At 59.5% G+C, this 23,924-nt stretch carries 23 protein-coding genes and 3 pseudogenes; 16 read left to right on the top strand and 10 right to left on the bottom strand.

Features of this window, described 5'->3' with window-relative positions; all coding sequences use genetic code 11:
* Positions 1-22: 22 nt before the first annotated feature.
* Both J0I79_RS11335 and J0I79_RS11330 read right to left on the bottom strand, forming a co-directional pair.
* Positions 23-2,077: a multicopper oxidase domain-containing protein gene (locus J0I79_RS11335; RefSeq protein ID WP_292857761.1), complete on the bottom strand. Its 2,055-nt coding sequence runs from the start codon at positions 2,075-2,077 to the stop codon at positions 23-25.
* A 113-nt stretch (positions 2,078-2,190) separates the two neighbouring features.
* Entirely contained in the window at positions 2,191-2,394 is a 204-nt protein-coding gene (locus tag J0I79_RS11330; protein ID WP_292857758.1) for a heavy-metal-associated domain-containing protein, read from the bottom strand.
* 191 nt (positions 2,395-2,585) lie between these two features.
* Between J0I79_RS11330 and J0I79_RS11325 the strand changes: the two genes are divergently transcribed.
* The 4 genes from J0I79_RS11325 to J0I79_RS11310 all read left to right on the top strand — a co-directional run bounded on the left by J0I79_RS11325 (position 2,586) and on the right by J0I79_RS11310 (position 7,662).
* Entirely contained in the window at positions 2,586-5,120 is a 2,535-nt protein-coding gene (locus J0I79_RS11325) for a heavy metal translocating P-type ATPase (RefSeq protein ID WP_292857755.1), read from the top strand.
* A gap of 78 nt (positions 5,121-5,198) precedes the next feature.
* Entirely contained in the window at positions 5,199-5,663 is a 465-nt protein-coding gene (gene cueR, locus J0I79_RS11320) for a Cu(I)-responsive transcriptional regulator (RefSeq protein ID WP_127385548.1), read from the top strand.
* Between the two features lie 132 nt (positions 5,664-5,795).
* Entirely contained in the window at positions 5,796-7,208 is a 1,413-nt protein-coding gene (locus J0I79_RS11315) for a multicopper oxidase family protein (protein WP_292857750.1), read from the top strand.
* A 13-nt stretch (positions 7,209-7,221) separates the two neighbouring features.
* Positions 7,222-7,662 (top strand): YqaA family protein, encoded by a 441-nt coding sequence (locus J0I79_RS11310; protein ID WP_292857747.1) that lies wholly within the window; start codon positions 7,222-7,224, stop codon positions 7,660-7,662.
* Here J0I79_RS11310 and J0I79_RS11305 read toward each other — a convergent pair.
* On the bottom strand, positions 7,645-8,259 hold the full coding sequence (locus J0I79_RS11305) for a cytochrome b (RefSeq protein WP_292857743.1): 615 nt from the start codon (positions 8,257-8,259) through the stop codon (positions 7,645-7,647). The genes J0I79_RS11310 and J0I79_RS11305 overlap by 18 nt on opposite strands.
* Before the next feature lie 42 nt (positions 8,260-8,301).
* Between J0I79_RS11305 and J0I79_RS11300 the strand changes: the two genes are divergently transcribed.
* Positions 8,302-9,099 carry a YdcF family protein gene (locus J0I79_RS11300; protein ID WP_292857740.1) on the top strand — a complete coding sequence of 266 codons (798 nt, stop codon included), beginning with the start codon at positions 8,302-8,304 and terminating at the stop codon, positions 9,097-9,099.
* Positions 9,100-9,247: 148 nt separating this feature from the next.
* Here J0I79_RS11300 and J0I79_RS11295 read toward each other — a convergent pair.
* A pseudogene (locus tag J0I79_RS11295) lies at positions 9,248-9,908 on the bottom strand (ABC transporter permease).
* On the opposite strand from J0I79_RS11295, the gene J0I79_RS11290 reads away from it, so the two are divergent.
* The 7 genes and pseudogenes from J0I79_RS11290 to lgt all read left to right on the top strand — a co-directional run.
* Entirely contained in the window at positions 9,828-10,019 is a 192-nt protein-coding gene (locus tag J0I79_RS11290) for a hypothetical protein (RefSeq protein ID WP_292857808.1), read from the top strand. The pseudogene J0I79_RS11295 and the gene J0I79_RS11290 sit on opposite strands and share 81 nt — an antisense overlap.
* Positions 10,020-10,235: 216 nt before the next feature.
* Complete coding sequence (locus J0I79_RS11285) at positions 10,236-10,511, top strand: metal/formaldehyde-sensitive transcriptional repressor (RefSeq protein WP_292857737.1); 276 nt, start codon at positions 10,236-10,238, stop codon at positions 10,509-10,511.
* A 17-nt stretch (positions 10,512-10,528) separates the two neighbouring features.
* Positions 10,529-12,541, top strand: a complete 2,013-nt coding sequence (locus tag J0I79_RS11280; RefSeq protein ID WP_292857734.1) for a cation-translocating P-type ATPase — start codon at positions 10,529-10,531, stop codon at positions 12,539-12,541.
* Positions 12,542-12,543: 2 nt separating this feature from the next.
* Positions 12,544-12,741 (top strand): DUF1289 domain-containing protein, encoded by a 198-nt coding sequence (locus J0I79_RS11275; protein WP_292857731.1) that lies wholly within the window; start codon positions 12,544-12,546, stop codon positions 12,739-12,741.
* Position 12,742: 1 nt separating this feature from the next.
* A complete protein-coding gene (locus tag J0I79_RS11270; protein ID WP_292857728.1) occupies positions 12,743-13,393 on the top strand; it encodes an alpha/beta hydrolase in 651 nt (216 codons plus the stop codon).
* On the top strand, positions 13,390-13,623 hold the full coding sequence (locus J0I79_RS11265; RefSeq protein ID WP_292857725.1) for an alpha/beta hydrolase: 234 nt from the start codon (positions 13,390-13,392) through the stop codon (positions 13,621-13,623). Before J0I79_RS11270 ends, J0I79_RS11265 begins: the two co-directional genes overlap by 4 nt.
* Positions 13,624-13,753: 130 nt before the next feature.
* Positions 13,754-14,584 (top strand): annotated as a pseudogene (gene lgt, locus J0I79_RS11260) (prolipoprotein diacylglyceryl transferase); the annotation flags it as partial.
* 195 nt (positions 14,585-14,779) lie between these two features.
* On the opposite strand, the gene J0I79_RS11255 reads toward lgt, so the two are convergent.
* Positions 14,780-14,983: a hypothetical protein gene (locus J0I79_RS11255; RefSeq protein WP_292857723.1), complete on the bottom strand. Its 204-nt coding sequence runs from the start codon at positions 14,981-14,983 to the stop codon at positions 14,780-14,782.
* 228 nt (positions 14,984-15,211) lie between these two features.
* On the opposite strand from J0I79_RS11255, the gene J0I79_RS11250 reads away from it, so the two are divergent.
* The 4 genes from J0I79_RS11250 to J0I79_RS11235 are packed head-to-tail and all read left to right on the top strand — an operon-like array spanning position 15,212 to position 19,184.
* Positions 15,212-16,192, top strand: coding sequence for a hypothetical protein (locus J0I79_RS11250; RefSeq protein WP_292857720.1), 981 nt, complete (start codon positions 15,212-15,214; stop codon positions 16,190-16,192).
* A complete protein-coding gene (locus J0I79_RS11245) occupies positions 16,189-16,926 on the top strand; it encodes a transglutaminase family protein (protein WP_292857717.1) in 738 nt (245 codons plus the stop codon). Before J0I79_RS11250 ends, J0I79_RS11245 begins: the two co-directional genes overlap by 4 nt.
* 4 nt (positions 16,927-16,930) lie before the next feature.
* Complete coding sequence (locus J0I79_RS11240; RefSeq protein ID WP_292857714.1) at positions 16,931-18,685, top strand: penicillin-binding protein 2; 1,755 nt, start codon at positions 16,931-16,933, stop codon at positions 18,683-18,685.
* 13 nt (positions 18,686-18,698) lie between these two features.
* Positions 18,699-19,184, top strand: coding sequence for a hypothetical protein (locus tag J0I79_RS11235; RefSeq protein ID WP_292857711.1), 486 nt, complete (start codon positions 18,699-18,701; stop codon positions 19,182-19,184).
* A 68-nt stretch (positions 19,185-19,252) separates the two neighbouring features.
* Here the strand turns inward: J0I79_RS11235 and J0I79_RS11230 are convergent, their stop codons facing one another.
* From J0I79_RS11230 to J0I79_RS11210, 5 genes and pseudogenes are all read right to left on the bottom strand, one after another.
* A complete protein-coding gene (locus J0I79_RS11230; protein ID WP_292857708.1) occupies positions 19,253-19,585 on the bottom strand; it encodes a four-helix bundle copper-binding protein in 333 nt (110 codons plus the stop codon).
* A 45-nt stretch (positions 19,586-19,630) separates the two neighbouring features.
* Positions 19,631-20,047, bottom strand: coding sequence for a DUF305 domain-containing protein (locus J0I79_RS11225; protein ID WP_292857705.1), 417 nt, complete (start codon positions 20,045-20,047; stop codon positions 19,631-19,633).
* 668 nt (positions 20,048-20,715) lie between these two features.
* Complete coding sequence (locus J0I79_RS11220) at positions 20,716-22,170, bottom strand: NAD-dependent succinate-semialdehyde dehydrogenase (protein WP_292857702.1); 1,455 nt, start codon at positions 22,168-22,170, stop codon at positions 20,716-20,718.
* Positions 22,171-22,388: 218 nt separating this feature from the next.
* A complete protein-coding gene (locus J0I79_RS11215; protein WP_292857699.1) occupies positions 22,389-22,997 on the bottom strand; it encodes a transglutaminase-like cysteine peptidase in 609 nt (202 codons plus the stop codon).
* Positions 22,998-23,232: 235 nt separating this feature from the next.
* Positions 23,233-23,854: pseudogene (locus tag J0I79_RS11210) on the bottom strand (DUF1007 family protein).
* Between the last annotated feature and the right edge of the window lie 70 nt (positions 23,855-23,924).

The following is a 23,924-nucleotide window of genomic DNA, read 5'->3' as shown; positions in this document are numbered from 1 at the left end:
CGATCAAAAACCTCGGCCGACGCTAGTTAACATCGATGATCATCGTTAGCCCGCCGCCGCCCTTCTCCTCGACATTGTTGTTCGTCGTGTGATGCGGGATGTGGCAATGCAGCAGCCACTTGCCAGGCCGAAGCGCCCGCCACAGGACATCGAACCTTTGCCCAGGCCCGACATTGACGGTGTCAGCCGTATACCGTGCGCTCTGGGGCAGCGTCGCGCCGTCGATGGCGGCGACCTCGAACGGGCCACCGTGAATATGCATTGGATGGCTGGCAGTGGTGTTTGATCCCACGAAACGGATCTTGAGCAACTGACCCACCTTCATTTTGATCGTGTCCGTCGCCGGGTAAGACTTGCCGTTGATGGTGAAGAAATTAGGGAAGCCGCCGTCCATCGGCATGGACGGAAAGGTCAGTCCTTCCCGTTTCAGCCATTCCTGGAGTTGAACGGTGTATTCCAGGTCGGCGGTGATTGCGTCGGCCGGATTCTTCGGGTCGATGATCAGAGCGCCATAGAGGCCAAGCGCCTGCTGACGGTCGACATGATCATGGGTGTGATAGAAATAGGTGCCGGACTGTTCAACGGTATATTCGTAGGAGAAAGTTTCACCGGGTTCGATCGGCCTCTGCGTCACGTGGGCCGGTCCATCCATCGCATTGGGCACGTCGAGGCCATGCCAGTGCACGGTAGTGCTTTCGGGTAGTCGGTTGGTGACGTTGATGCGAACCCGATCCCCTTGGGTAACGCGCAGCGTAGGACCGGGAACCTGCTTGTTGTAGGCAAAGGCCTCGACTGTCACTCCGGGCAGAATCGACCAGCGGATAACCGAAGCCTCGAGATCGAATACCTTCACGCCGTTCTCGATTCGCGGTTCGAGGACCGTGCCTCCTTGCGCCGCAGGATCAGCCTTGAAGCTCACCAGCCTGGGATCGACCGCCGCCATGTCGCGCATTGCTGCGGCAGGCGTGTCGCGGTCCATGATCATGCCGGGTGGCATGATCGCCCCGCCGACATCGCGGGCCGACAGGGTCAGGTTCAACCAGTTCGCCGGCGCCATCATACCGATCGCGAGCGCGATCAGGGACACCACGCCGAGGGCGGTGATCTGCGGCGTCGTGGCGTCCGTCTCCATTTGATGGCCACCGCTCTTTTTGCCCGCGTGGGAAGCCATGTCATGACCTTGCTGGGCGTGATTGCCAGCCTGATGCATTTCCATCCCCGCATGTTGCCCCTTGGCGGGCTCAGCCTGTGCTGCATGGGAAGCCGATGCCTTCGCCTGTGACGGTGCTTTCGCTTTCGTCGGTGCTTTCGCAGGCGCGGTCTTCCCGGTATGTCCGGCATGGCCTTCTTCCGCCATGTCGGATGCCCCGCCATGCGCGTGCTTTGTCTCCTGACCGGGTTCGGCGGCTTGCGGGCGCACCGTCATCAGCCCATGCTTCAGCTCGCGTGCGACCAGCCAGACATTGGCAGGGTAGGCGAGCGCAAAGCCGGCAATGACGCCGATCGACATCACGCCCCAGAACAAGAGCTCTGTGGGTTCCATCGCGCGCATGTCGCGGCCCATCATCAGAAAACTCATCACCGGGGCCATGCCGGCCATCATGAAATTCATGGAGATGAACTCTGGCAGGAAGCTTTTGCGGACATTTTCCCAATAGGTGCCGCCCATCATCGATTTCATGAACAGCGACTGGAATATGAACAGGCCGAAGGCGAAGCCGGCGAGATATTCGACGATGAGATCGAGCCACATCGGTAGACCAAGTGCTGCCGTGATCACGGCAGCGAGGATGATGCCCGTCGCATCTCCGGCAACGCAGTGGATGGTCGATCCGACGCCCTGCTTCCACAGAGGCTTGGTGAAGTCCTCGTGCTCGCCCGGGCGGGGTTCCTTGTCGGCAAGCACATAAAGCAGCAGTCCAAGCGGACCCATATAGAGAGTGACGAGGATGAAACCCCATTTCATCACGACCGGTTCGGGGTTGTTGCGGTACTGATCGAAGCCGACATAGAGCGTCGAGGCGGCCGCAATCGCGAACCAGGCAACGAGAAAATAATCAATCGGTTGGATGAGCATGAGGATCCGCCCTTGGTTTCTCGCGCATTCTATCAGACGGCCCAACGTACCAAGCCTTGGTACAATGAACGTGGCCGGCGCGTTTATTATCCGCGCCGACCGCGCGTGTATCTTCAGGCCGCCAATTTCTCGTTGTCGTAGCCGGCAGACTTGATGACGTCGCGGATAGCGGCGTCGTTCGCCTTGGTTTCCACGGCGACCGTCGATGCGCCGAGGTCGACTATGACCTTAGCTGCAGGATCGACACTTTTTACGGCTTTTTCGATCGTGCTGGCACAATGGCCGCAGCTCATATCCGGAACTTTCAATTTCAACATAGCAGCTCTCCTTTTGTTGCTGATGAAGACGTTATGGGGCTTCCCATCGTTGGAAGGTCAAGGGCCTATTTTTTCGTCGATGTAATCGTCGCGGTTGCGTTGGAGTGCTGATTGAAATTTATCCCCTTGACCTTCCTATCGTGGGAACCTTTATATGGAGTAGCAACCACCCAGAATGGAGTTGCAAACCCATGAACGCCGTAACGCCGAACACGTCAGCTGGACCCGTTTCGGTTCCTGGTTCCGCAATTCAGATCGGCATCGAGGGCATGACGTGCGCCTCGTGTGTGCGGCGCGTCGAAAAGGCAATCGCCGCCGCGCCGGGTGTTGTTGGGACATCGGTCAATCTGGTGACCGAACGTGCCGAGGTGACTTTTGCCGGCAAGCCGAACATTGCTCCCGTTATCGCGGCAGTCTCGGCCGCTGGCTATGAGACGCGCGCGGACTCGATTGAGCTCGCCCTCGAAGGAATGACTTGCGCTTCCTGCGTCGCGCGCATCGAAAAGGCGCTGAAGGCTGTGCCGGGCGTGACCGATGCCAGCGTCAATCTGGCAACCGAGCGTGCCACCGTCCGGATCGTCGCGGGCACTATCGAGCCCGCGGCGCTTGAAAGAGCGGTGGCGGCAGTCGGCTACGAGGCGCGCCAGATCTTGCCGGGCGCAGACAAGGACCGCGACCGCGACGGGCGCGAGGCGGAGATTCGCGTCCTCGGCCGTCTGCTTGCGCTGGCTGCCCTTTTGACGCTGCCGGTTTTCATGCTCGAAATGGGGTCCCATCTCGTGCCCGCATTCCATCACTGGGTAATGATGACGCTCGGCGACTGGAACTGGCGGCTGCAATCCGTGCTGACTACGATTGTCCTGTTTGGCCCCGGCCTGCGGTTCTTCAGGAAAGGAATGCCGGCGCTTCTTAGGGGCGCGCCGGACATGAACGCGCTGGTGGCGCTTGGGTCGGGTGCCGCCTGGGCATACTCGCTTGTCGCGACCTTCCTCCCTGGTGTCCTGCCGGAAGGCACTGCCAACGTCTATTATGAAGCAGCGGCCGTGATCGTGACGCTGATCCTGCTCGGCCGCTTTCTCGAGGCACGGGCCAAGGGGCGGACCAGCGAGGCAATCAAGAAACTCGTCGGGCTGCAGCCCAAGACTGCGCGCGTCGTCAAGGACGGCGTTACCGTCGAGGTGCCGCTCGCCGAGATACGGGTCGGTGACGTGGTGGTGGTCCGCCCGGGCGAAAAGATCGCGGTCGACGGTGTGATCGTCGAAGGATCATCCTTCGTCGACGAGTCCATGATGACTGGCGAACCGCTACCTGTCGCCAAGGGCGTGGGCGCGGAGGTCGTCGGAGGCACCATTAACAAGACCGGCAGTTTCTCGTTCCGCGCCACAAAGGTCGGCTCGGCGACGTTGCTCGCCCAGATCATCCGCATGGTTGAATCGGCCCAAGGCTCGAAGCTGCCGATCCAGGCGCTCGTCGATAAGGTGACTGCGTGGTTCGTGCCGGCTGTTATCGCGGCCGCCTTGCTCACCTTCGGGGCCTGGCTTGTGCTAGGACCGGAGCCTGCGTTGTCCTTCGCGCTGGTCAACGCTGTTGCCGTGCTGATCATCGCCTGCCCGTGCGCTATGGGCCTCGCCACGCCGACCTCGATCATGGTCGGTACGGGGCGGGCGGCCGAACTGGGCGTGCTCTTCCGCAAGGGCGAGGCGCTGCAGACACTGCGTGATGCTACGGTCATCGCTCTCGACAAGACTGGAACGCTCACCGAAGGCCGGCCCGAACTGACCGATTTCGTGGTGGCGGACGGTTTTGTCGAAGCCGATGTGCTCCGGCTCGTTGGCTCGGTGGAGGTTCGCTCGGAGCATCCCGTCGCCGAGGCGATTGTGCGGGCGGCCGAACGGCGCGGCCTCGTGCCAACGGATATCAAGAACTTCGAGGCCTTTCCTGGTTTTGGGGTGAGTGCTGTCGTCGAAGGACGCAAGATCCAGATTGGTGCCGATCGTCTGATGACCCGGCTCGACCTGGACATTTCAACCTTCACTTCAGCCTCAGTGCGCCTTGCCGACGAAGGCAAGACTCCGCTTTATGCTGCCATCGACGGCAAGGTTGCCGCGATCATCGCCGTTGCCGATCCGATCAAAGCATCGACGCCAATGGCAATAGAGGCGTTGCATGCGCTTGGTCTTCGGGTTGCCATGGTGACCGGTGATAACCGCCGTACTGCTGAGGCGATCGGGCGGCGTATCGGTATCGACGAAATTGTCGCCGAGGTATTGCCCGACGGCAAGGTCGAGGCCGTCAGGCGGCTTGGCGAGCACGGCGCTCGCGTCGCCTTCGTAGGCGACGGCATTAACGATGCCCCGGCGCTTGCTGCGGCGGATGTTGGTATAGCGATCGGCACCGGCACGGATATCGCCATCGAAAGTGCCGACGTCGTTCTGATGTCGGGCGATCTCCGCGGTGTGGCCAACGCGATCGCGCTCTCCAAGGCAACGATCCGCAACATCGGCCAGAACCTGTTCTGGGCCTTTGCCTACAACATCGCGCTCATCCCAGTAGCCGCTGGCGTGCTTTATCCGCTGAGCGGCACGCTCCTGTCGCCGATGCTGGCGGCTGGCGCGATGGCACTGTCCAGCGTCTTCGTTTTGACCAATGCCTTGCGCCTCAGGCGTTTCCGGGCACCGATCGACGTCAGGACACAGGCCGATCAATTCTCCGTTCAAGTCGTATGACAGATTTGATGCCGATCCCTTTTGCCCTAAGTTCCGGATCTGATTTCGCCGGGACTGCCAACCTGCAGGGATGCAATTATGAACATAGGTGAAGCTGCCGCGGAATCGGGCGTCTCGGCCAAGATGATCCGCTACTATGAGTCGATCGGGCTGATCGCGAACGTTGCCCGAACCGACGCTGGCTACCGGGTCTATTCGGACGACGAGGTCCATGCGCTGCGCTTCATTCGCCGGGCGCGAGATCTTGGCTTTTCGGTCGACCAGATGACCGACCTGCTCGCTCTCTGGAGCGACCGCTCGCGGGCGAGCGCCGATGTCAAGCGGATCGCCATGGAACATGTCGCCGAACTCGAGCGGAAAATGCGAGAACTCCGCGACATGTCCAAAACGCTGCGTCATCTTGCAGAACATTGCCAGGGTGATGGTCGCCCGCATTGCCCGATCATCGAGGAGCTTTCCAGCGGTCAAGAGGCCGGACCAGCCAAGTCGTCCAAGCGCCCGAAGCTAGGCGGCGAGATCGCCAGGCAACGGCAGGCTTTCTGATCATACCGCGTGCCGACGCGCGCCAGTCTTTGACTTAGGAGATAACAGATGCATCGACGCGCTTTTCTGACGGCAGGTCTTGTGACGGTTTTTGCGAGCCCGCGCGCCATCGCTCAAATGAAGATGGATGACATGCCCGGAATGGATATGGGCGGTCACGACATGGGCGCAGCGCCGCAAGGCGCAAGCATGCTGCCCGAAGGGGAGGCGCTGCGCGAACTGCGCCTGCTTGCCAACGAAGCCGGCACGCCCGGCCTATTCAGGGCGAAGCTGACCGCCGAGCCGGCCACGGCGCGTTTCGCGGAAGGGTTCGACACGCCGATCCTTGGCTACAACGGTGTGAGTCCAGGGCCATTGATCGAAGCGACCGAGGGCGACCGCGTTGAGATCACATTCGCCAACCGAATTCCTGAAGAGACAAGCACCATCCATTGGCACGGCATGCCCGTTCCGGCTGACCAGGACGGCAATCCGATGGACCCTGTCGCCACCGGCGCCGACCGTACCTACAGCTTCGACCTACCGGAAGGCAGCGCCGGCTCCTACTGGTATCACCCGCATCCGCACGGCAAGACGGCAGAGCAAGTCTATCGCGGCCTTGCCGGGGCGTTTGTGGTCAAGCCGAAAATCGATCCCATTCCGGCCGGCTATGGCGACACGGTGCTGGTGTTCACCGACCTTCGCCTTGCTGCCGACGGCACCATGCCGGACAACACGATGGTCGACCTGATGAACGGGCGCGTCGGCGATCATGTGCTGGTCAACGGTCAGAAAAATCCTTCGCTAACGGTTCCCTTTGGCACGAAGCGGCGCTTCCGGCTCTACAACGCCACCAACGCCCGTTTCCTTCGACTGTCGTTTGAAGCGTCAATGACAGTTATCGGAACGGATGGCGGCCTGTTGGAAGCACCGATCGCAGCCGACGAGATCCTTCTCAGTCCTGCGGAACGCGTTGAACTGATTGTGTCTTTTGACAAGCCCGGCCCAGCTACGCTGTACACGCTCGATTACGATCGCGGCTGGATGGGCGCGGGCCGGCCTGCCGATGCAGGCCTGACACTGCTTACGGTCAATGTTTCGCAGACGCCTGCAGAGGCGCTCCCGCCGCTACCGGACAAGCTTCGGCCGATAGCGCGACTCAGCGCCCCCGCCGTCAGCCGGCGCTTCGTCTTCACCGAGACCATGGCCATGAATGCCAACGGCATGGAGATGGGATTCCTGATCAATGGCGCCGCCTTCGATATGAACCGCGTCGATATCGTCGCCAAGGCAGGCGACGTCGAGCTTTGGGAGATCATCAACAAGGCCGACATGGACCATCCATTCCATGTGCATGGGACGCAGTTCCAGGTGGTCGAGCACGAACGCGACGGCAAGGTCTCGAAGCCGGCCTACCTGGCCTGGAAGGACACCGTCAACGTCGCGCGCGGCGAGACTGTGCGGCTCCTGTTGCGCCAGGACCGGCCTGGGCCACGCATGTACCACTGCCACATCCTCGAGCACGAGCAACTTGGCATGATGGGCATTGTCGACGTGCAGGCATAGGCCGGCGTTCGACGTGGCAGTATTGGCAATCTACGGCGGTCTGTTCATCAGCGCGTTCCTAGCCGCAACGGTTCTGCCGGTCTCATCGGAGGTGGTGCTCGCGGGCCTGATCGTCTCGGGCCGTGGCGAGCCGGCGCTACTCTTTACGGTTGCCACGATCGGCAACACGCTCGGCTCGGTGGTGAACTGGATCCTGGGGCGAGGCATCGACTCGCTCCGGACCAGGCGCTGGTTCCGCGTAACTCCTGAGCGCTATGAGCAGGCAAGCCGGACGTTCCGACGCTTTGGCGAATGGACGCTGCTGTTCGCCTGGCTGCCGGTTGTCGGAGATGCCTTCACCATTGCGGCAGGCGCGGCACGCGTGAATCTCGGCGTGTTCGTTGCTCTCGTCGCATTGGGCAAAGCGGCCCGGTACGCTGTGATCATTGCGGGAGGATTATGGGCGCTCGCGTGAGCAGCCGGCTTCATCGCCGACCGCAAGCAGCGCTTGCTCTTGCCGCGAAGCGATGTCCGACCGCCCAAAGAACATGGTGCGCATGACACCATCGCGAAGCATCAGGAAATGCACCAGCGCACCAAGGATGTGAACGCCGACAAATCCAAGCAATATCCAGACCAGTTTTGCATGGACGAAAGCGAAAGCTCGTGCCGACAGCCCGCCGACCGAGGGCGCCAAAGGCAAATGCAAGTATCCGAAAAGTCGTGCGGGAGGCATGAAAGGCATAGGCCGGTAGCCGAGCCATCCCGTTAGCAGGACGGCAAGAATCATGACGTAGAGAAACATGTGGAAGAAAGCAGTCGCAAACCGCACCGAGCGTGAGGGTTGCCTGACAGGAGGCTGGGTAAAGATGCGCCAGCAAAGTCTAAGCACAATGATGGCAAGGATCGTCGCGCCGATCGACATGTGGAGCGGAAGCCAGTTCATCGTCGCCATGCCGGGCTCGTTCATGGGTCCGAAGGCAATGGCGATTTGCGTTGCGAGCGCAGCTACGGTCAGCCAGTGCAACAGACGAATGCCGAAATGCCAGCGTAGGCGAGGCTTCTCGCTCACCGGTGAGGCCCGCCGGTTATCAGATGCGTGCGCGAGGGTCTGATGTTTTTCGTCATCTCCAAGCTCATCGAGTTTTTCCTGCTCCCTTCCAATCTTGTCGCGCTTCTCGGCCTGGCCGGCATTCTGGCCATGCTCCTTGGAAAATCCCGCTTGGGACGGGCATGCATCGTAGCGTCCATTCTGGCGTTGACCATCTTTGGTTGGAGCCCACTTGGGCCAGCGGCGCTGATGGTGCTCGAGGATCGCTTCCCTCAACCCACTCTCGACAAGCCTGTCACCGGCATTATCCTCCTTGGCGGCGCCGTCGATACGCATATCAGCAGCGACCGTTACACCTTGGCGATCAATGAGGCAGGAGAACGGCTGACCGCAACCGTCGATCTCAGCAGGCGGTATCCGGATGCGCGAATCTTTCTGTCCGGAGGATCGGGTCATATCGGCGGAGCCGGCACATTGACTGAATCCCAAGTCGCCCGCGATATCCTCATCTCGCTAGGCGTCTCGCCGCAGCGTATCGACATGGAGGAACGATCCCGAAATACCTGCGAGAACGGCACCGAAAGTGCCACCTCGGTCCAACCGAAGCCAGGCGAACTCTGGCTTCTGGTCACGTCAGCCAGTCACATGCCCAGGGCGGTCGGATGCTTTCGCGCCGCTGGATTTGATGCAACCCCTTATCCGGTCGACTATCGAACGCGAGGAGCAGCGGATCTCAAACGCCCGACCAGTTCGATCAGCGTCGGATTGGCCGAGACCGATCTCGCTGCGCATGAATGGTTCGGATTGCTGAGCTACAGGATTGCCGGCCTGACGGCTGAAATGTTTCCTGCGTCACATTAGACCATAATTCCAGCTTGGGCTGAGCGATGGCGCCCCCCGATGGTGCTCTGACAGGGAACTGGATGTGGCGATCTACGTGTGAGAGCGGCCAGTTTCGTCTTCGCGCCACTGGCTTCGTCCGCCCAACGCGCATTTTCTCAGGCACCGCTCATCTCGACGTGATCTGCCAAAGCGCCACGCTCGCGAGCACCACCCCGGCGGCACCTTCGATGGTTCGGGAAATGATGTCGAACAGGCGTGGCCGGCTGTCGAAAAAATGCACCAGACGCTCGCGAAACAGGATCGACAGAACCGCGACGCAAGATAGTGTCAACGCCACCCCCGCCATCATGGTGATTGCAAATAGGATGCCAGCGACCGGAACGCCCCTGGAAATCGCGAAGGTCATCACAAAAAGCGTGAGCGGGCAGGGGATCAAGCCCGCCATGACACCGACGGCCTCGCCTTCATGCTTGTGGTGATGATGACCATGGCGGAAGGCGCGCCAGATCATCCAGACACCGATCAGGCCGAGCAGGCCGCGACTGACATCTTCCAAAAGCGGCGCACGACCAACGCTACCTAAGGCAATCGAGACCAGCGGCAGCGAGAGAGCTGCAATCAGCACGGCAATCGTCACATGCGTGAAGGATAGCGTCAGCGACACAGCAAGGCCTCGCCGGACGCTGTTGTCCGACCCTGCCAGATAAAGTGGCCAGCACGGCTTTGCTATGGCCGGGTGTCAAGGCATGCGCCGCACCGAACAGAATGCCCATGGGCAGAAAAGCCATGAAGGCCAGCCAGCCGCCTCCAGCAGACAAAAGTTTGATCTGCTCGCCGAGGGTCAGATAGATCGTGCGCTGGAATTCAACGAGGGTTTGGAACATCAGGCGAAGCTACCAGAAAAGACCCCGCCGGAGCGACCGTCAGTGCCCTCATGAGCGTGTGGTTGGTCACTGTGCTCATGCTCTGCCGAAAACTGGACGTTCGCCGCAGCCAAAGCCCGTATATGCTTGAACAGCTATCAAGTAATTTGAAAGCTCGCCGGCCGGGAGCCGCAGGATGAGTTCGTCGTACGACCCCAACGTTGCGGACGTTACAAGTTCAAGCTTGAATAATATAGGGGGGGATACTATTTGTGGGAAAAGGAGCGCTGCATGTCGCATACGACCCGCGAGAAAACGAAGCTCATCAACCGCGTGCGCCGCATCCGCGGCCAGATGGATGCCGTCGAGCGGGCGCTCCAGGACGAAAAGGGCTGCGCCGACGTTCTCCAACTGATCGCCGGCGTTCGCGGCGCCATCAACGGCCTGATGGCGGAAGTGGTCGAGGATCACATCCTGCTGCACGTCGCCGACGGCGACCTGGCCCAGGAAGAACGCAACGAAGGCGCCGCAGAACTCATCGACGTCGTGCGCGCCTACCTCAAGTAACAACGGAGTTCGCCGTCATGGCTACCCAGGATACCACCCATCGCCAGACGCTGGTCGACAGTGCGGAAGCTCGCAGCATCGCCCCAACCGTCGCGCCTCGTCACAACGACCATAATCACCATGAGCATGACCACGAAGATCATGAACACGGGCATGATAATGACCATCCGTTTGAATGGGCGGAAGCCGTGCGTATCGCCGTTGTAGCGATCGCGGCGGCCGCGGTGTGGTTCGGCGTCCGGGAGCCGTTCCCGGCGGGAAGCGTCATCGGCGTCGTCGGCCTATTGATCGGCGGCTGGCCGATCCTCAAGGAAGCCTTCGAGAACGTAGTCGAGCGCCGCATGACCATGGAGCTGTCGATGACGATCGCCATTGCTGCGGCCGCCGCAATCGGCGAGTTCTTCACTGCGCTGGTCATCACCTTGTTCGTTCTCGTGGCAGAGGTGTTGGAGGGATTGACCGTCGGTCGGGGCCGAAAAGCGATTCGCGACCTGCTCGAATTCCTGCCGCGCGAGGTCTCTGTCCGGCGATCCGGCTCAATCCGGTCCATCGCGGCGGAGGAGCTTTCCCTTGGCGATGCCATCCTGGTCGCGCCCGGCGAAAGAATCCCGGTCGATGGCGCGGTTCTCTCCGGCCATTCCTTCGTCGACGAATCCCGCATCACTGGCGAATCCATGCCAGTCGAGAAAACGGCCGGCACTCAGGTCTTCGCCGGCTCCATCAACCAGTCCGGCGCATTGGAAGTCACTGCGGAACGGATCGGCCGCGACACCAGCTACGGCAAGATCATCGAGGCGGTCGAGCGGGCCGAGAAATCCCGCGCTCCGGTCCAGCGTCTCGCCGATCGGCTGGCCGGTTATCTCGTCTATTTCGCGCTCGGCGCTGCCGTCCTGACATTCCTGATCACGCGCGACATCTATTCGACGATCTCGGTCATCATCGTCGCCGGCGCCTGCGGCATTGCCGCAGGCACGCCGCTTGCCATTCTCGGGGGCATCGGCCGATCCGCGCGCCTGGGCGCCATCGTCAAGGGTGGCGTGCACCTCGAGACCTTGGGCAAGGTCGATACGGTCGTGCTGGACAAGACTGGCACGCTGACCTTCGGCCGCCCGGAGGTGCAGCAGGTTGTGCCTGCACCCGGCACGACCGATGATGAACTTCTCGACGCCGCCGCGTCGGCAGAGCTTCGCTCCGAGCATCCGCTCGGAAAAGCGATCGTCGCCTACGCCCGCATCCAAGGGCGTAAAATAGTCGAGCCGACAAGTTTCGCCTATACGCCGGGCCGCGGCATCGCGACCAGTATTGTTGAGAGCACCGTCCTGGTCGGCAATCGGGCCTGGATGGCGGAAAATGGGATCGGCGTGCCCGCGTCCGGTCAGGACGTTGCGGCGGGTTCCGAGGTTTTTGTCGCCCGCGACGGACGCCTGCTTGGTTCGCTTGCCGTTGCTGACACTGTCCGCCCCGAAGCCAAGCGCGCCATCGAAGCGTTGCACCGGATGGGCATCAGAACGGTCCTGCTCACGGGGGACGCACGCCGTGTCGCAGCCGCCGTTGGCGGGGCGCTGGGCATCAAGGAGATCGAGGCGGAACTGCTGCCGGAGGACAAGCTCAAGCGCATCCAGGCGCTGGTGGCGCAAAAGCGCGTCGTTGCCATGGTCGGTGATGGCGTGAACGACGCGCCGGCGCTTGCCGAAGCCAGCGTCGGCGTCGCGATGGGCTCCGGCACCGACGTGGCGCAGGAGAGCGCAGACGTGGTGTTGCTCGGCAACGACCTTGCGCGCTTCGTCGAGACACTCGTAGTTGCCAGGCGGACGCGGGGTATCATTTGGCAGAACTTCGCCGGCACCATCGGCGTCGATGCGCTCGGCATCGCGCTTGCCGCCTTCGGCTTTCTCAACCCGCTGTTGGCGGCAGCCATCCATGTCGTCTCGGAGCTGGTGTTCATCCTCAACTCGGCCCGGTTGCTGCCGACGCCGGAGAAGACTGTCACGGCGACACCCGAACTCATACCCGAACTCGCGAAGGTTTAACCGTGTCCCTGGCATCACCATGTCTCGATATCTGCAAGTTCGACCGCAAGGCTGACCTCTGTGTCGGTTGCTTCCGCACCACGGCTGAAATCCGCCAATGGCGGAAGTTCACCGACCACAAGCGGCATCAGATTCTGGCCGAACAAACTCGACGCGAGGCCAAGCTTTGGGCTCGTCGGGGCAATCGCGACAAGGAGTGACATGGCGATGTTGCGGACAATACGGTGCAAGTGTGAAGAACTGGAGGTCGCGCTCGGCATGGACGAGGCCGGCCGCGGATCAACCGTTGTACTCTTGCCCGCGCTGAGCTCGATCTCGACGCGCGCGGAAATTCGCCCCCTTTTCGACAGGCTTGCGCCGGGCTTCCGCGTCGTCACGGTCGACTGGCCAGGATTCGGCGTCCTGCCGCGCCCGAGAGCCGATTGGACACCGGAAATCCTCTCAGCTTTCCTGAACTGGTTCCTGAGCGAGATAGTGCCCCCGCCGCACGCGGTCGTCGCCGCAGGCCATGCCGCAACTTATGCCCTCTTTCACGCGGCATATCGACCAAACGCCATCGATCGCCTCGTGCTGATCGCGCCGACATGGCGAGGGCCATTCCCGACGATGATGCGCGGATATCGTCCCTGGTTTGCCCGTGTCCGTGACGTCCTTGACTATGAAGGGATCGGCTCGCTCCTGTATAGGCTCAATGTCAGCCGCTTCGTCGTTCCAAGATGGCGCGTGAGCACGTCTACGACAATCCTCTCTGGCTATCCGGCGATCGCCTGCGCGCGAAACTCGCCATCGCGCGAGTTGCCGGAGCAAGTCACGCATCCGTCCGCTTCGTCACTGGCGGCCTCGACCGCGTGACCAGCCACACGGAATTTCCTGACCTCGCCCGGCAAACGAAGGTTCCGATCCTCATGGTCGACGGGGATAAGACGCCGCCGAAGTCGCGCGCTGAAATGGAAGCGCTGGCGGAGTTGCCGAACGTACAGGTCGCGCGGCTTCCGCGTGGCAAGCTGTCGATCCATGAAGAGTTCCCCGAGGCCGTCGAACAAGCGATCGTGCCGTTCTTGAGGTCAGAGACCTCTCAATGACAGTTAAGAGGCAATCGGCCGTGCCTAGTGGCAATCAGCAACTTTCCTACAGACGGCGCAATCGGTCGATACTGCAATGACTTAGGTCGACTCCGCAGATTGTCAAACGCGATCGCAACCGAGAGCTCCCATGAACGACTATTTCCTGCTGCCGCTGGCCTCCCTGCCGTTTCCCAACATCAACCCGATCCTCATCCAGATCGGGCCGCTGGCGGTGCACTGGTACGGCGTCGGCTATATCGTCGGCATCCTGTTTGCCTGGTGGTACGCCAAGCGGCTCGCCGCCAACCCGAAACTGTGGCCCGACGGCATCCTGCCGATGAAGCCGGAGGACCTCGACGATTTCATCGTCTGGGCGGCCATCGGCTTCGTGCTCGGCGGCCGCACCGGCTACGTCTTGTTCTACGAACTGCCGCGCTACATCGCCCACCCGCTCGACATTTTCGCGGTCTGGCAAGGCGGCATGTCGTTCCATGGCGGCCTGCTTGGCGTCATCCTCGCCATGACGCTGTTTTCCATCAAGCGCGGCATCCGCACCTGGTCGCTGTTCGATGTCGTGGCGGCCGGGGTGCCGGTCGGCCTTGGCCTGGTGCGCGTCGCCAACTTCATCAACTCCGAGCTCTGGGGCCGGCCGACCGACGTGCCGTGGGCATTCGAATTCCCGAATGGCGGGCCGTTTGCCCGTCATCCGAGCCAGCTCTACGAGGCGCTGCTCGAAGGCTTGGTGCTGTTTGTCGTGCTGCGCATCCTCACCCATTCGCGCCTCAAGCTGAAGACGCCGCGCTTCGTCGGCGGCGCCTTCATCTGCGGCTATGGCCTGTCGCGCATCTTCGTCGAGATCTTCCGCGAGCCCGACCAGCAGCTCGGCTACCTCCTCGGCACCAACTGGCTGACCATGGGCATGATCCTGTCGTCGCCGATGGTGCTGGCCGGCATCTGGGCGATGGCGATCGCCAAGCCGTGCCGCAGCCGCAGCCGGCATGACACGGCTGAAGACCCGCATCTCCCTTCGCCGCCCAAACGGACATCGTATGGACACTTTGCCCGCCCTAGGACTAATCTCCCGCTTGCAAGCGTCTGTGATTCGACAGACGCTCCCCGCCTTTAACCAAAAATCAACGCTGTGATGCGAACTGGAATTATGTGGACCACCGGTTCAAGATGGCAGGCTCGTCGCCTCATTTCGATAGCCATCGCGTTCGCGATGCTGCTGTCGGCGTTTGCCGCGCATCCGCCAAGGGCTGAGTCCGCCGACATTCTCGTTGCAGCGATCACTCATGTTCACGACCAAGGCTCCAAAGACGTCGGGACCGTGTCGCACAGCGCTCTGCATCACGATCATCATGCCGAAATGATCCATCAGTTTGCTGTTAACTTTGTCGGAACCATCAGTCGTCCGGCCTTTTCCCCCAGTCAGGACGGCGCTCGCGCTGTCCAGATATCCCTAGATCGCCCTCCAAGAGTCGCTTCGTGCTGATGCACTGAGCGTATCTTTGCTGACGCAGGACTGCGTCTGTCTCCATCCGCTCGGTGTTCGCCCGTCGATCGCAATGCGATCGACCGATCAAGCTAGAGCGGAATTTTCAGGATGTTTATCGCAGCTGCGCGCGCGCGCAAATCTATTCTAGGCAACTTTCAAACTATCGGATACGAGCCGGACGAGGCCGCATGGCGGTCGATAAGGATGGGCGTAAAACGGGATCTTCAGGCCCGCCGCCTGCGTCCCAACGTGCCGATTCCCTCACGGCGAAATCCGATTAAATATCTCGACGCCGTATATCGAGAGACGGGGTCGATCCGCGAGACCTTTGTTTCATTTCTCCATGACGGAGCGTGGACGTCCAGCGGCGGGTCCTTCCGGCTTGCCGAGGAGGTCGGCGTCGACCTTCTCCACGAAGCGGATCGCCGACTGCGGACAGACGGAGCCTTGCAATATCTGGAAGTTGGCGGCGGCTGGGCGGGATTGAGAAGCCCTCCACCGTCAAAGCCTCGCGACATCGCGAGCCTCGCCAGACATTTTGAAAATGGTCTCGGTCAAAACGTATTTTTCCACTTCACCAACTTGACGCAGTGGCATGCCGAGCTGCCCGCGGGCATCGTCGAGCATCCCTATGTCACAGCTGCCGGCCTTTCCATTCTGGACACCCACGGCCTTCAGGCCGGGACGGTCGACATTCTTTACTCACAAGCAGCAGCCTATTTCGAAACAGACGTAAAATCGTTCCTCGTGGCAGCTTCGGCCCTGCTGCGAAATGGCGGGCTGCTCGTATTCAACCTTCGACCGGAATTTGCGGGATTGGTTTCGGAGTGCGCGCGCGCCAACGGGCTGGCAATGCGCAAATGGTGCAACGCCGGTGGCATGAACGGCATCATTGTCGCATTCGAAAAGCAGCCGATTGCATGGAGGACAAAACCGCCAACTGGCAACGTCAAAATACACTTGCCCCGTGCGGAATTGCTACGGCCTGGGGAAAGCTCTGCCATGCTTGCTGAACTGGATCCTCATCCTGCAAATCAGCGGGACGCAGGAGAATTGGGCTTTCCGCAAATGCTGGAGGTTTTTCGATGAACCGACGCATGTTTTTGATCGGCGCTGGCGCAACGACTCTCGCGCCAGGCCGCGCAGTGGCGCAGACATCTCAAGCACTCGACGCTCGCATCGCGGACATTCAACGCGAGTTGCAAGCGCAGCGCGCCAACGGCGAAACGCCCTCTTGCAAGTGGATTGCCGAACAGCTGCAGGTCGGCCTGACCGCCCGAGATCGGCGGATCGCCGCATTCAAAATAGTGCAAGAGGTCCCGTACAAGCTGACCGCGTGGACCGGCAATCCGGACAGTCTGTTCGCGATCGATCGCGGGGATTGCCGCCACAAATCGGCAGCCTTGCTTCAGCTAATCCGATCGTGGAAGGTCGACGCTCGGCCGATCCGGGTTCCCTTTGACTGGGCCGACTTGCCAATACCGCAATCGGTGCTGCAACCCCTGGCCGAAACACGCGGCTTCCACGATACCGTGGAGGTCAATGTCGACGGGAAATGGATCCTGGTCGATGCGACTTGGGATCTGGCCCTGGGAAAAGCGGGCTTTCCGGTTCTTGCAAACTGGAACGGCGTTGAACCGACACCGGCCATTACCCCGCGTGCAAAGGTCGTTGTTCGCCAAGGAGATATCAAGGCAGGGACCGATCTCTACGCCTATTTCGGGTTCAAATGGCCCGAACGCAAACGGACATTGGCCTTCAACCGCGCCTTCAACGCCTGGACCGATGAACTGCGTGCGCGTGAAAATCCGGTCAAAGGCTAGTTTCATGAAAAATGCATCGGACGCTCGCCATCGGCCTGCCAAATACAGGGCTCGAATCTATGCCGTAATGGCGATGTTTGCCTTCTTCTTCGCTGCGATAGGCGTGCGCCTGGTAATGTTTGGAAACATGGATCGGCCCGATCGAGCCTACGCGGCCGTACCGCCGTCTGTTGCACGGCCGGACATAGTCGATCGGAACAACGTGATCCTCGCGATGGATACCGCGAGTTTTTCGGTCTACGCCGAGCCGCGCCGAATTATCGATGTCGACGAGGCGGCTGAGGGCCTGATGAGCGTTTTTCCGGACCTCGATATGATGGACCTTCACAAACGCCTAGGCAGCGACAGTGGCTTCACCTGGATCAAACGAAGCGTAACGCTCGCTGAAAAGGACCGGCTCTGGGGCCTAGGGATTCCAGGGGTTGGAGTTCGGGATGAAACGCGTCGCCTTTATCCCAATGGGCCTGCCGCTGCGCATGTTTTGGGATCAGTCAACATAGACAATGCCGGGATTGCTGGCATCGAACGCTGGATCGACGAACAAGGATTGCAGGATCTCAGATTGGCCGGCTTGAATTTCAATCGACGGGATCTCGAGCCGGTTGTTCTCAGCCTGGATTTGAGGGTCCAATATGCGTTGAGCGACGAGTTGAGGAAAGCTGTCGCCCGCTTCAGCGCCATCGCTGGGGCAGGGCTGGTATTGGATGTCACCAATGGGGAAGTGATTGCGCTCGTGTCGCTTCCCGATTTTGACCCCAACATTCCCGCTGATGCACTCAAACCAGACCGCATCAATCGCATCAGTGTCGGTACATACGAAATGGGGTCTACCTTTAAAGCGATGACCACCGCTATGGCGCTGGATTCGGGCGTGTTCAACATCCATTCCGTCCTTGACGCCAGTCGACCTTTGCGATTTGGCCGGTTTACGATCAACGACTACCGCGGCCAGGGAAGGCCGCTGACTGTTCCCGAGGCATTCATCTATTCATCGAACATTGCGATGGCCCGGATGGCCATGGGTGTAGGCGTCGAAAACCACAAAACCTTCCTAAAAAGGCTGGGTCAGTTCGATCGCCTAACCACCGAACTGCCCGAGAATGCAGAGCCGCTTATTCCTCCGAACTGGAGCGAACTGAGCACCGCCACGATCGCTTTTGGCCACGGTATGGCTGTGACACCGCTACAAGCGACGATGGCGGTCGCGTCGCTTGTTAACGGCGGGAGCCTTATCCGGCCAACTTTCATCAAGGGAACCCCCTTGGAGTCGCGAATTTTAGCCACGGACGTGGTGACATCAGAAACAGGGCAGGCGCTGCGGTTCCTCATGCGGCTGAACGCCGAAGTCGGTTCGGCAAAAAAAGCCGACTTTCCGGAGTATTTCATTGGAGGCAAGACGGGCACTTCTAACAAGGTGGTCAACGGGCGCTATTCTGGAGACCGGGTGCTGACGGCCTTTATGGGCATAGTTCCTGCGGACCAACCCCGCTATCTATTCCTGACAATTCTCGATGAGCCCCAGGCACTGCCGGAAACCAGCGGATTCAAAACGTCGGGCTGGAACGCGGTTCCGGTGACAGGGGACATCATGAAGCGGGTTTTGCCGCTTCTCCCGATCGCACCTTACGGGGAACGGCCAACCGATCCGTTTCCAACCATGGTGCGGATCGCAGCGTGGGGTTCCGAACGCTTTCGACCGGTTCTCCCAGTCGCCAACCAACCCACCGTAGAAGCTGTGGCTGCCCCAGTAAAACCGTAACGGAGTGAAAAAGATGGAAGAAACCATTCGAATTGGAAGAAACACGGAGGCGAAAGTGGCATTCACCTCATACATCAAGGGCGCGTTGGTTGCGATTGGTTCTTTCGCCATGCTCGGAACCGTTGCGGCGTTGTGGGCAAACCCCTTCTTCATACGCATGACGCCGACAAGCGGCTTCGAAGTGGGGCTGCTTGCGTTGCAGGCGCTTTTGCTCGGGATCTATGTCACGATTCCGGTTCCGGCATGTGCTCTGAAACTCGCCAGCCTTGGCGGCATCGCCAACTACATCGGCATCGCTTGCCCAATCTGCAACAAGCTTCTGCTCTTCCTGTTCGGCGCCAGCGCGCTGTTGACTTATCTGGAGCCCGTCCGGATTTATCTGGCGGCGGGCGGGGCGCTCGTGACGATGGTCGCTGTTTACGTCCGGTGGCGCAACTTTCGGCTCGTTTCGCCTCTGCCTACGCCTTCCTTTCGCGACCAGCCTCCCGCCACCGTCTAGGCAGGCTGCCGTCGGCTCGACGATGAGAAGCGGGGCGCTGTAATCGCGCCCCGCATTTGGTTTTGTGCCTATGCGGCCATCATGTTGCAGCTTTCGGCACATTGGCGGCAGGCGTCCACGCATTCTTCCATATCGCCGAGGCGTTCGCAGTCATTCGCGCACTGGCCGCAGATCTCGGCGCATTCACGGCAGACGTGCTTGTGATGCTCGGAGCCGAGCAACATGAAATGCGCCGATGTTCGACAGATTTCGGCGCAGGCCATCATCAAGGTGAAATGCTTCCTCTCGGTGTGCTTTCCACCCATCTCCAGACAATGGCCCATCGCGGTCGAAAGACACGTTGAATAGCAGCGTAAGCATTCCTCGATGCAGGCCCTCATTTTCGGGTTCAGTTGGTGCATTGAAATTCTCCTATGAAGGTTCGTGTCGAATGCAGTCGCGCCTGACTATTTCGCATTGGTCTTGAGCCACTTCGTGTAATCCTTGATCTCCTTCTTTTGAGCATCAATGACCATCTGCGCCTTTTTCTTAGCGTCGGCGTTGTCGCCGTATTTGAGCTCGACCTCCGCCATATCGATCGCGCCCTGGTGATGGGCGATCATTCCGCAGATGAAGGCCACGTCTGCATCCTTGGCTATGATCCCCTCCATCATGGCTGGTTCCATTTTCTCCATTGACGCCATGTATGCTTGGTGGGCCTCGTCCATGCCGGATGCGTCCATCTTTGGCGTATCCATGCCAGCCATTTGTTCGGTGCCGGTTTGACGGCATTGCTGTGGGAGGGGGTTCTCTTGGCTGAAGGCGGCTGAACTAGCCCCAGCGAGTAAAGTAGCGACCGCAAGGGTGGCGATGACGTTACGCATGGTCTTTCTCCTGTTTTGTCTGACTTCGAGGGGTACGCAGCTACGCTGCGGCTGTCCGATTAGGGAATGGGACCGAAAAGGACCGCTTGGGCGGTCGCTCCAACCGACCTGTTGATCGAGACGGAAATGACTCCTGCGCCTCTGCAACAGCCCTTGAACTCAACAGACGAAATCCAATGGTCGCGGACCCCGTGGCAATGCCGACCACGCAATGGAAAGCCACACAGCAATTGCCATTATTGCCGACTTTATCGCAATCAGGGGATCCGCTTGGTCCAGATATCGCACCGTCTTCTACCAAAATCCGATACTCAAACGGTTGCGAATAGGCGGCATGCACCGCCATAGCGACCGCAAACGTCCCTGGTCCCGCGATGCAGACCGCGATTAGGATGAGGAGGTTTGGCCGCCGATCGGTCACGAAGCTGATAGCATTCAATTCCGGGGCTAATGAGCACCTGACGATATTTGTTCCTACGGAAGCGAAGAAGACCGGAAATCGCCTCACTCGTGAGGCCTTGAAAAGGCCCACCGCTGCGTCCGGCCAGATGGTAACGCTGCCAGATCGACAGCCCAAAATCGAAGAGCCTATGACACCACATGCGGAAGATTCATAACGAGGAGACTGCCAAACGGGTGCTGTTTGACAGATCGTCGGTAAATCGAACTCAGAGATTGCCGAAGCATAGATACTTCATCTCCAAGTAATCGTCCGCGCCATGACGTGATCCCTCCCTTCCCATGCCGGACTGTTTCATACCTCCGAACGGAGCTGCTTCAGAGGACATTCTCCCGGTATTGATGCCGACCATCCCATATTCGAGAGCCTCGGCCACATGCCAAACCTTCTTTAGATCATTTGCATAGAAATAGGCGGCAAGCCCATAAATAGTGTCATTGGCCTGCTCGATGACATCCTCTACGGTGCTGAAACGGATGAGCGGTGCCACCGGACCAAAGGTCTCATCGCAAGCCACAAGCATATCGCGACGAACATTGGAAATGACGGTGGGCTCGAAGAACGTGCCTGATTTTCCGTGCCGATTGCCACCGCAGAGCAAACGAGCCCCTTTGGTGATGGCGTCATCAACGTGCGATTTCAGCTTTTTGATTGATCTGGCATCGATCATCGGGCCAATGGCCACGCCCGGCGTGACCCCATCGCCGACCGATAGTTTTCTAACCTTCTCGGTTAGCTTTTCGGCGAAACGGTCATAGATTCCATCCTGGATGTAAATCCGGTTTGCCGAAACGCAGGTCTGTCCCGCATTGCGAAATTTCGCCTGCATCGCGCCTTCGATAGCGGCGTCCAGATCGGCGTCATCGAAGACAATGAAGGGCGCGCTTCCACCGAGCTCGAGGCTGATTTTCTTGATATGTTCAGCGCATTGCCGCATCAAAAGCCGACCCACTTCGGTTGAGCCAGTAAAACTGATTTTTCGAACCTTGGTATTGGTGCAGAGCTCTTTTCCAACCGCATTTCCTTTAGCGGCTAATATCAGATTGAATACACCATCTGGGAACCCGGCCCTTTGAGCCAGTGTGTGCAGGGCAAGGGCCACAAGTGGCGTTTGCTCTGCAGGCTTAAGCACAACGCTACAGCCTACGGCAAGCGCCGGAGCGACTTTGCGGGCGACCATCGACGCCGGGAAATTCCAAGGTGTGATCGCCCCAACGACGCCGATCGGCTGCTTGATGACAAGCATGCGTTTATCCCTCGACGGTGCCGGGAACGTTTCGCCATAAATTCGCTTCGCCTCCTCAGCGTACCATTCCACATATGCTGCTGCGTGAAGCAGCTCGGATCTTGATTCCGGTAGCGGCTTACCCATCTCAGCCGTGAGAACGGCGGATAGATCGTGGACCTGAGCGATGATGAGGTTGCACCATCGCCGCATGATGTCACTGCGTTCCGCTGCCGGGCGTCCTGCCCACTCCTTCTGGGCGACGGCGGCTTTGTCGATGGTTGCCCTTAGAATCCCCAAGTCCATGTCGGGCAGGGATGCCAGTAGGAGACCGGTCGATGGGCTACGGACATCGAAGGTTGCAAGACTAGGAGCATTGACGAAACCGAGAGCGTCCGGCGTGCTAAGGCAATTGGTGAGGCTCGTTGTGAAGATCATTTGTACCCTTCGCCACCGGATGCGGTGTGATATTGCCTATTCAATTCCACGGAAATGTACTGGGACCGTCATCATCGCGCCGGCCTTGGATACTGGATTTGGCAAAATATCAGCCAGCGCCCGTTCAGAAACAAGCTCCAGCACAGGGGTGGCGTTAGCCCTGAAACCGGTCGCTGCAAGGGGAGGGAAGGGACGCGACCAGGTCTCCCTGTCAGGCCCTAGCGAACGCTGCCGACCACGTCGGCGCTGCCCTCATTGATCGTCACCCAAACGCCTGAATTCTCAGTCGACTGGCGCTTCAGGTAGGTGTAGTCGGTGTCCGCGAAGGACAGCACCCTCGAGTCCAGATTGTCGAGGATGAACTCGCCGAGGCTGGTGCGGACGGTCAACACGGCGTGCCCGTCGCCGCTCGGCAGACGCACCACTGTCATCAACAAGTCGCCAGCTGGAACACCCTCACTCATCAGTTCGCGGCGCTTTTCCAGAGCGTAATCCTCGCAGTCGCCGAACCCATTGTCGACGACAGTCCAATAGTCCTCGACCCCATTGTTTTCCAGGTCGGTCTTCGGTTTGATCCTCGTATTGATGCTGTTGTTGATCTCGACGATTTCGGCCCAAAGCTTGCGGGAGAGTACAACAGGCGGACCTTTCGGCGTCATCTGACGACACTCGCCAGGTCGTCGCAGGCAGAATTCGTAGTGGCCAACCGGCTGCGTGGTACGGCCGCCTGTGCTCATGAAGGCTGGTCCTGCCGCGTTTGCCGTTCCCCAGCCGGATAGCTGGATCGCCATTGTCAAAAGCAACAGCCTGCCCCTTGCCGTCTTCATTGTTTTTGTCTCCCCGTTTAAGGAGACAGTGACACAGCTGAACTTATTTGGCGCGAAATCAGGAAGTAGATATTAAGTGAAATACAGATTTAACAAGCATAAAAATTGTATTATTTCGGTAAAGAATTGTTTAGAAATTGCGCCAGCCTGGGGTTGGTGCGGTGGTTTCGGAAGGCCTGCGGTTGGTAAGCGCCTCCCAGGCAAGGATCGGAAACGCCCATGCAATCGATACTTGTTAATCCTTTGTGCCACAGGACAATTCAAGCTTCGTCGCAAATATCTTGCTCATATCAGTCCCAGCGGGATCATTGAAAAACGCGTCCGTCAGGGTTTTCTGATTCTGAGAAATGGCGTCGTCGGCATTCGGTCTGATGACAGAGCGAGTACAGGTCGCCGGCAGCTGATCGACCACCAGCTTGTCATCAGTCAAGAAATCGATGGCGGTGTAGAAGGTCGGATCGTACACGCCGAAATCAATCTTGCCGGCAAGCATCAGCCGGCTGTTTCGGCTTCGATTCGAAGGAGACGATCAGTTGATCATTCTCAAACTTTGTCGTGAGTGCGGGTGGAGGATCCATCAAAATGTCTTTTCCATCGACGGTTACGAGCTGAAAATAGTGATATTCAGCAAGGGACGCATAGACCGTTTCGGAGACAAGATTCATTTCTGCCTTGTCGAGCTTGAGATTCTTGTCGAACTCCATCATCACCGTGCTGGAAAAGATTTCGTCGAAGCGCCACAAGTGCTGCAGCGAGTTGACGGAGGACCGGTCAGGGGAAAGCGTGATGCTGAGGCTTGCTTCGGCAAAAACGTGTGGGTGTGCGCTTGCCTGGCCCGACAAGAAAAAGGCGACCATCGGCGCGATTGACGCGGTTCTAAATGCCGATTGGCGATTCATCGATACGCCTCCAAGGCAGGAGAGCAAA

This window comes from Mesorhizobium sp. (assembly GCF_017306585.1).
Taxonomy (GTDB): domain Bacteria; phylum Pseudomonadota; class Alphaproteobacteria; order Rhizobiales; family Rhizobiaceae; genus Mesorhizobium.
The sequence above is the reverse complement of the archived record's forward strand: the minus strand, read 5'-3'. Positions and strand labels throughout refer to the sequence as shown.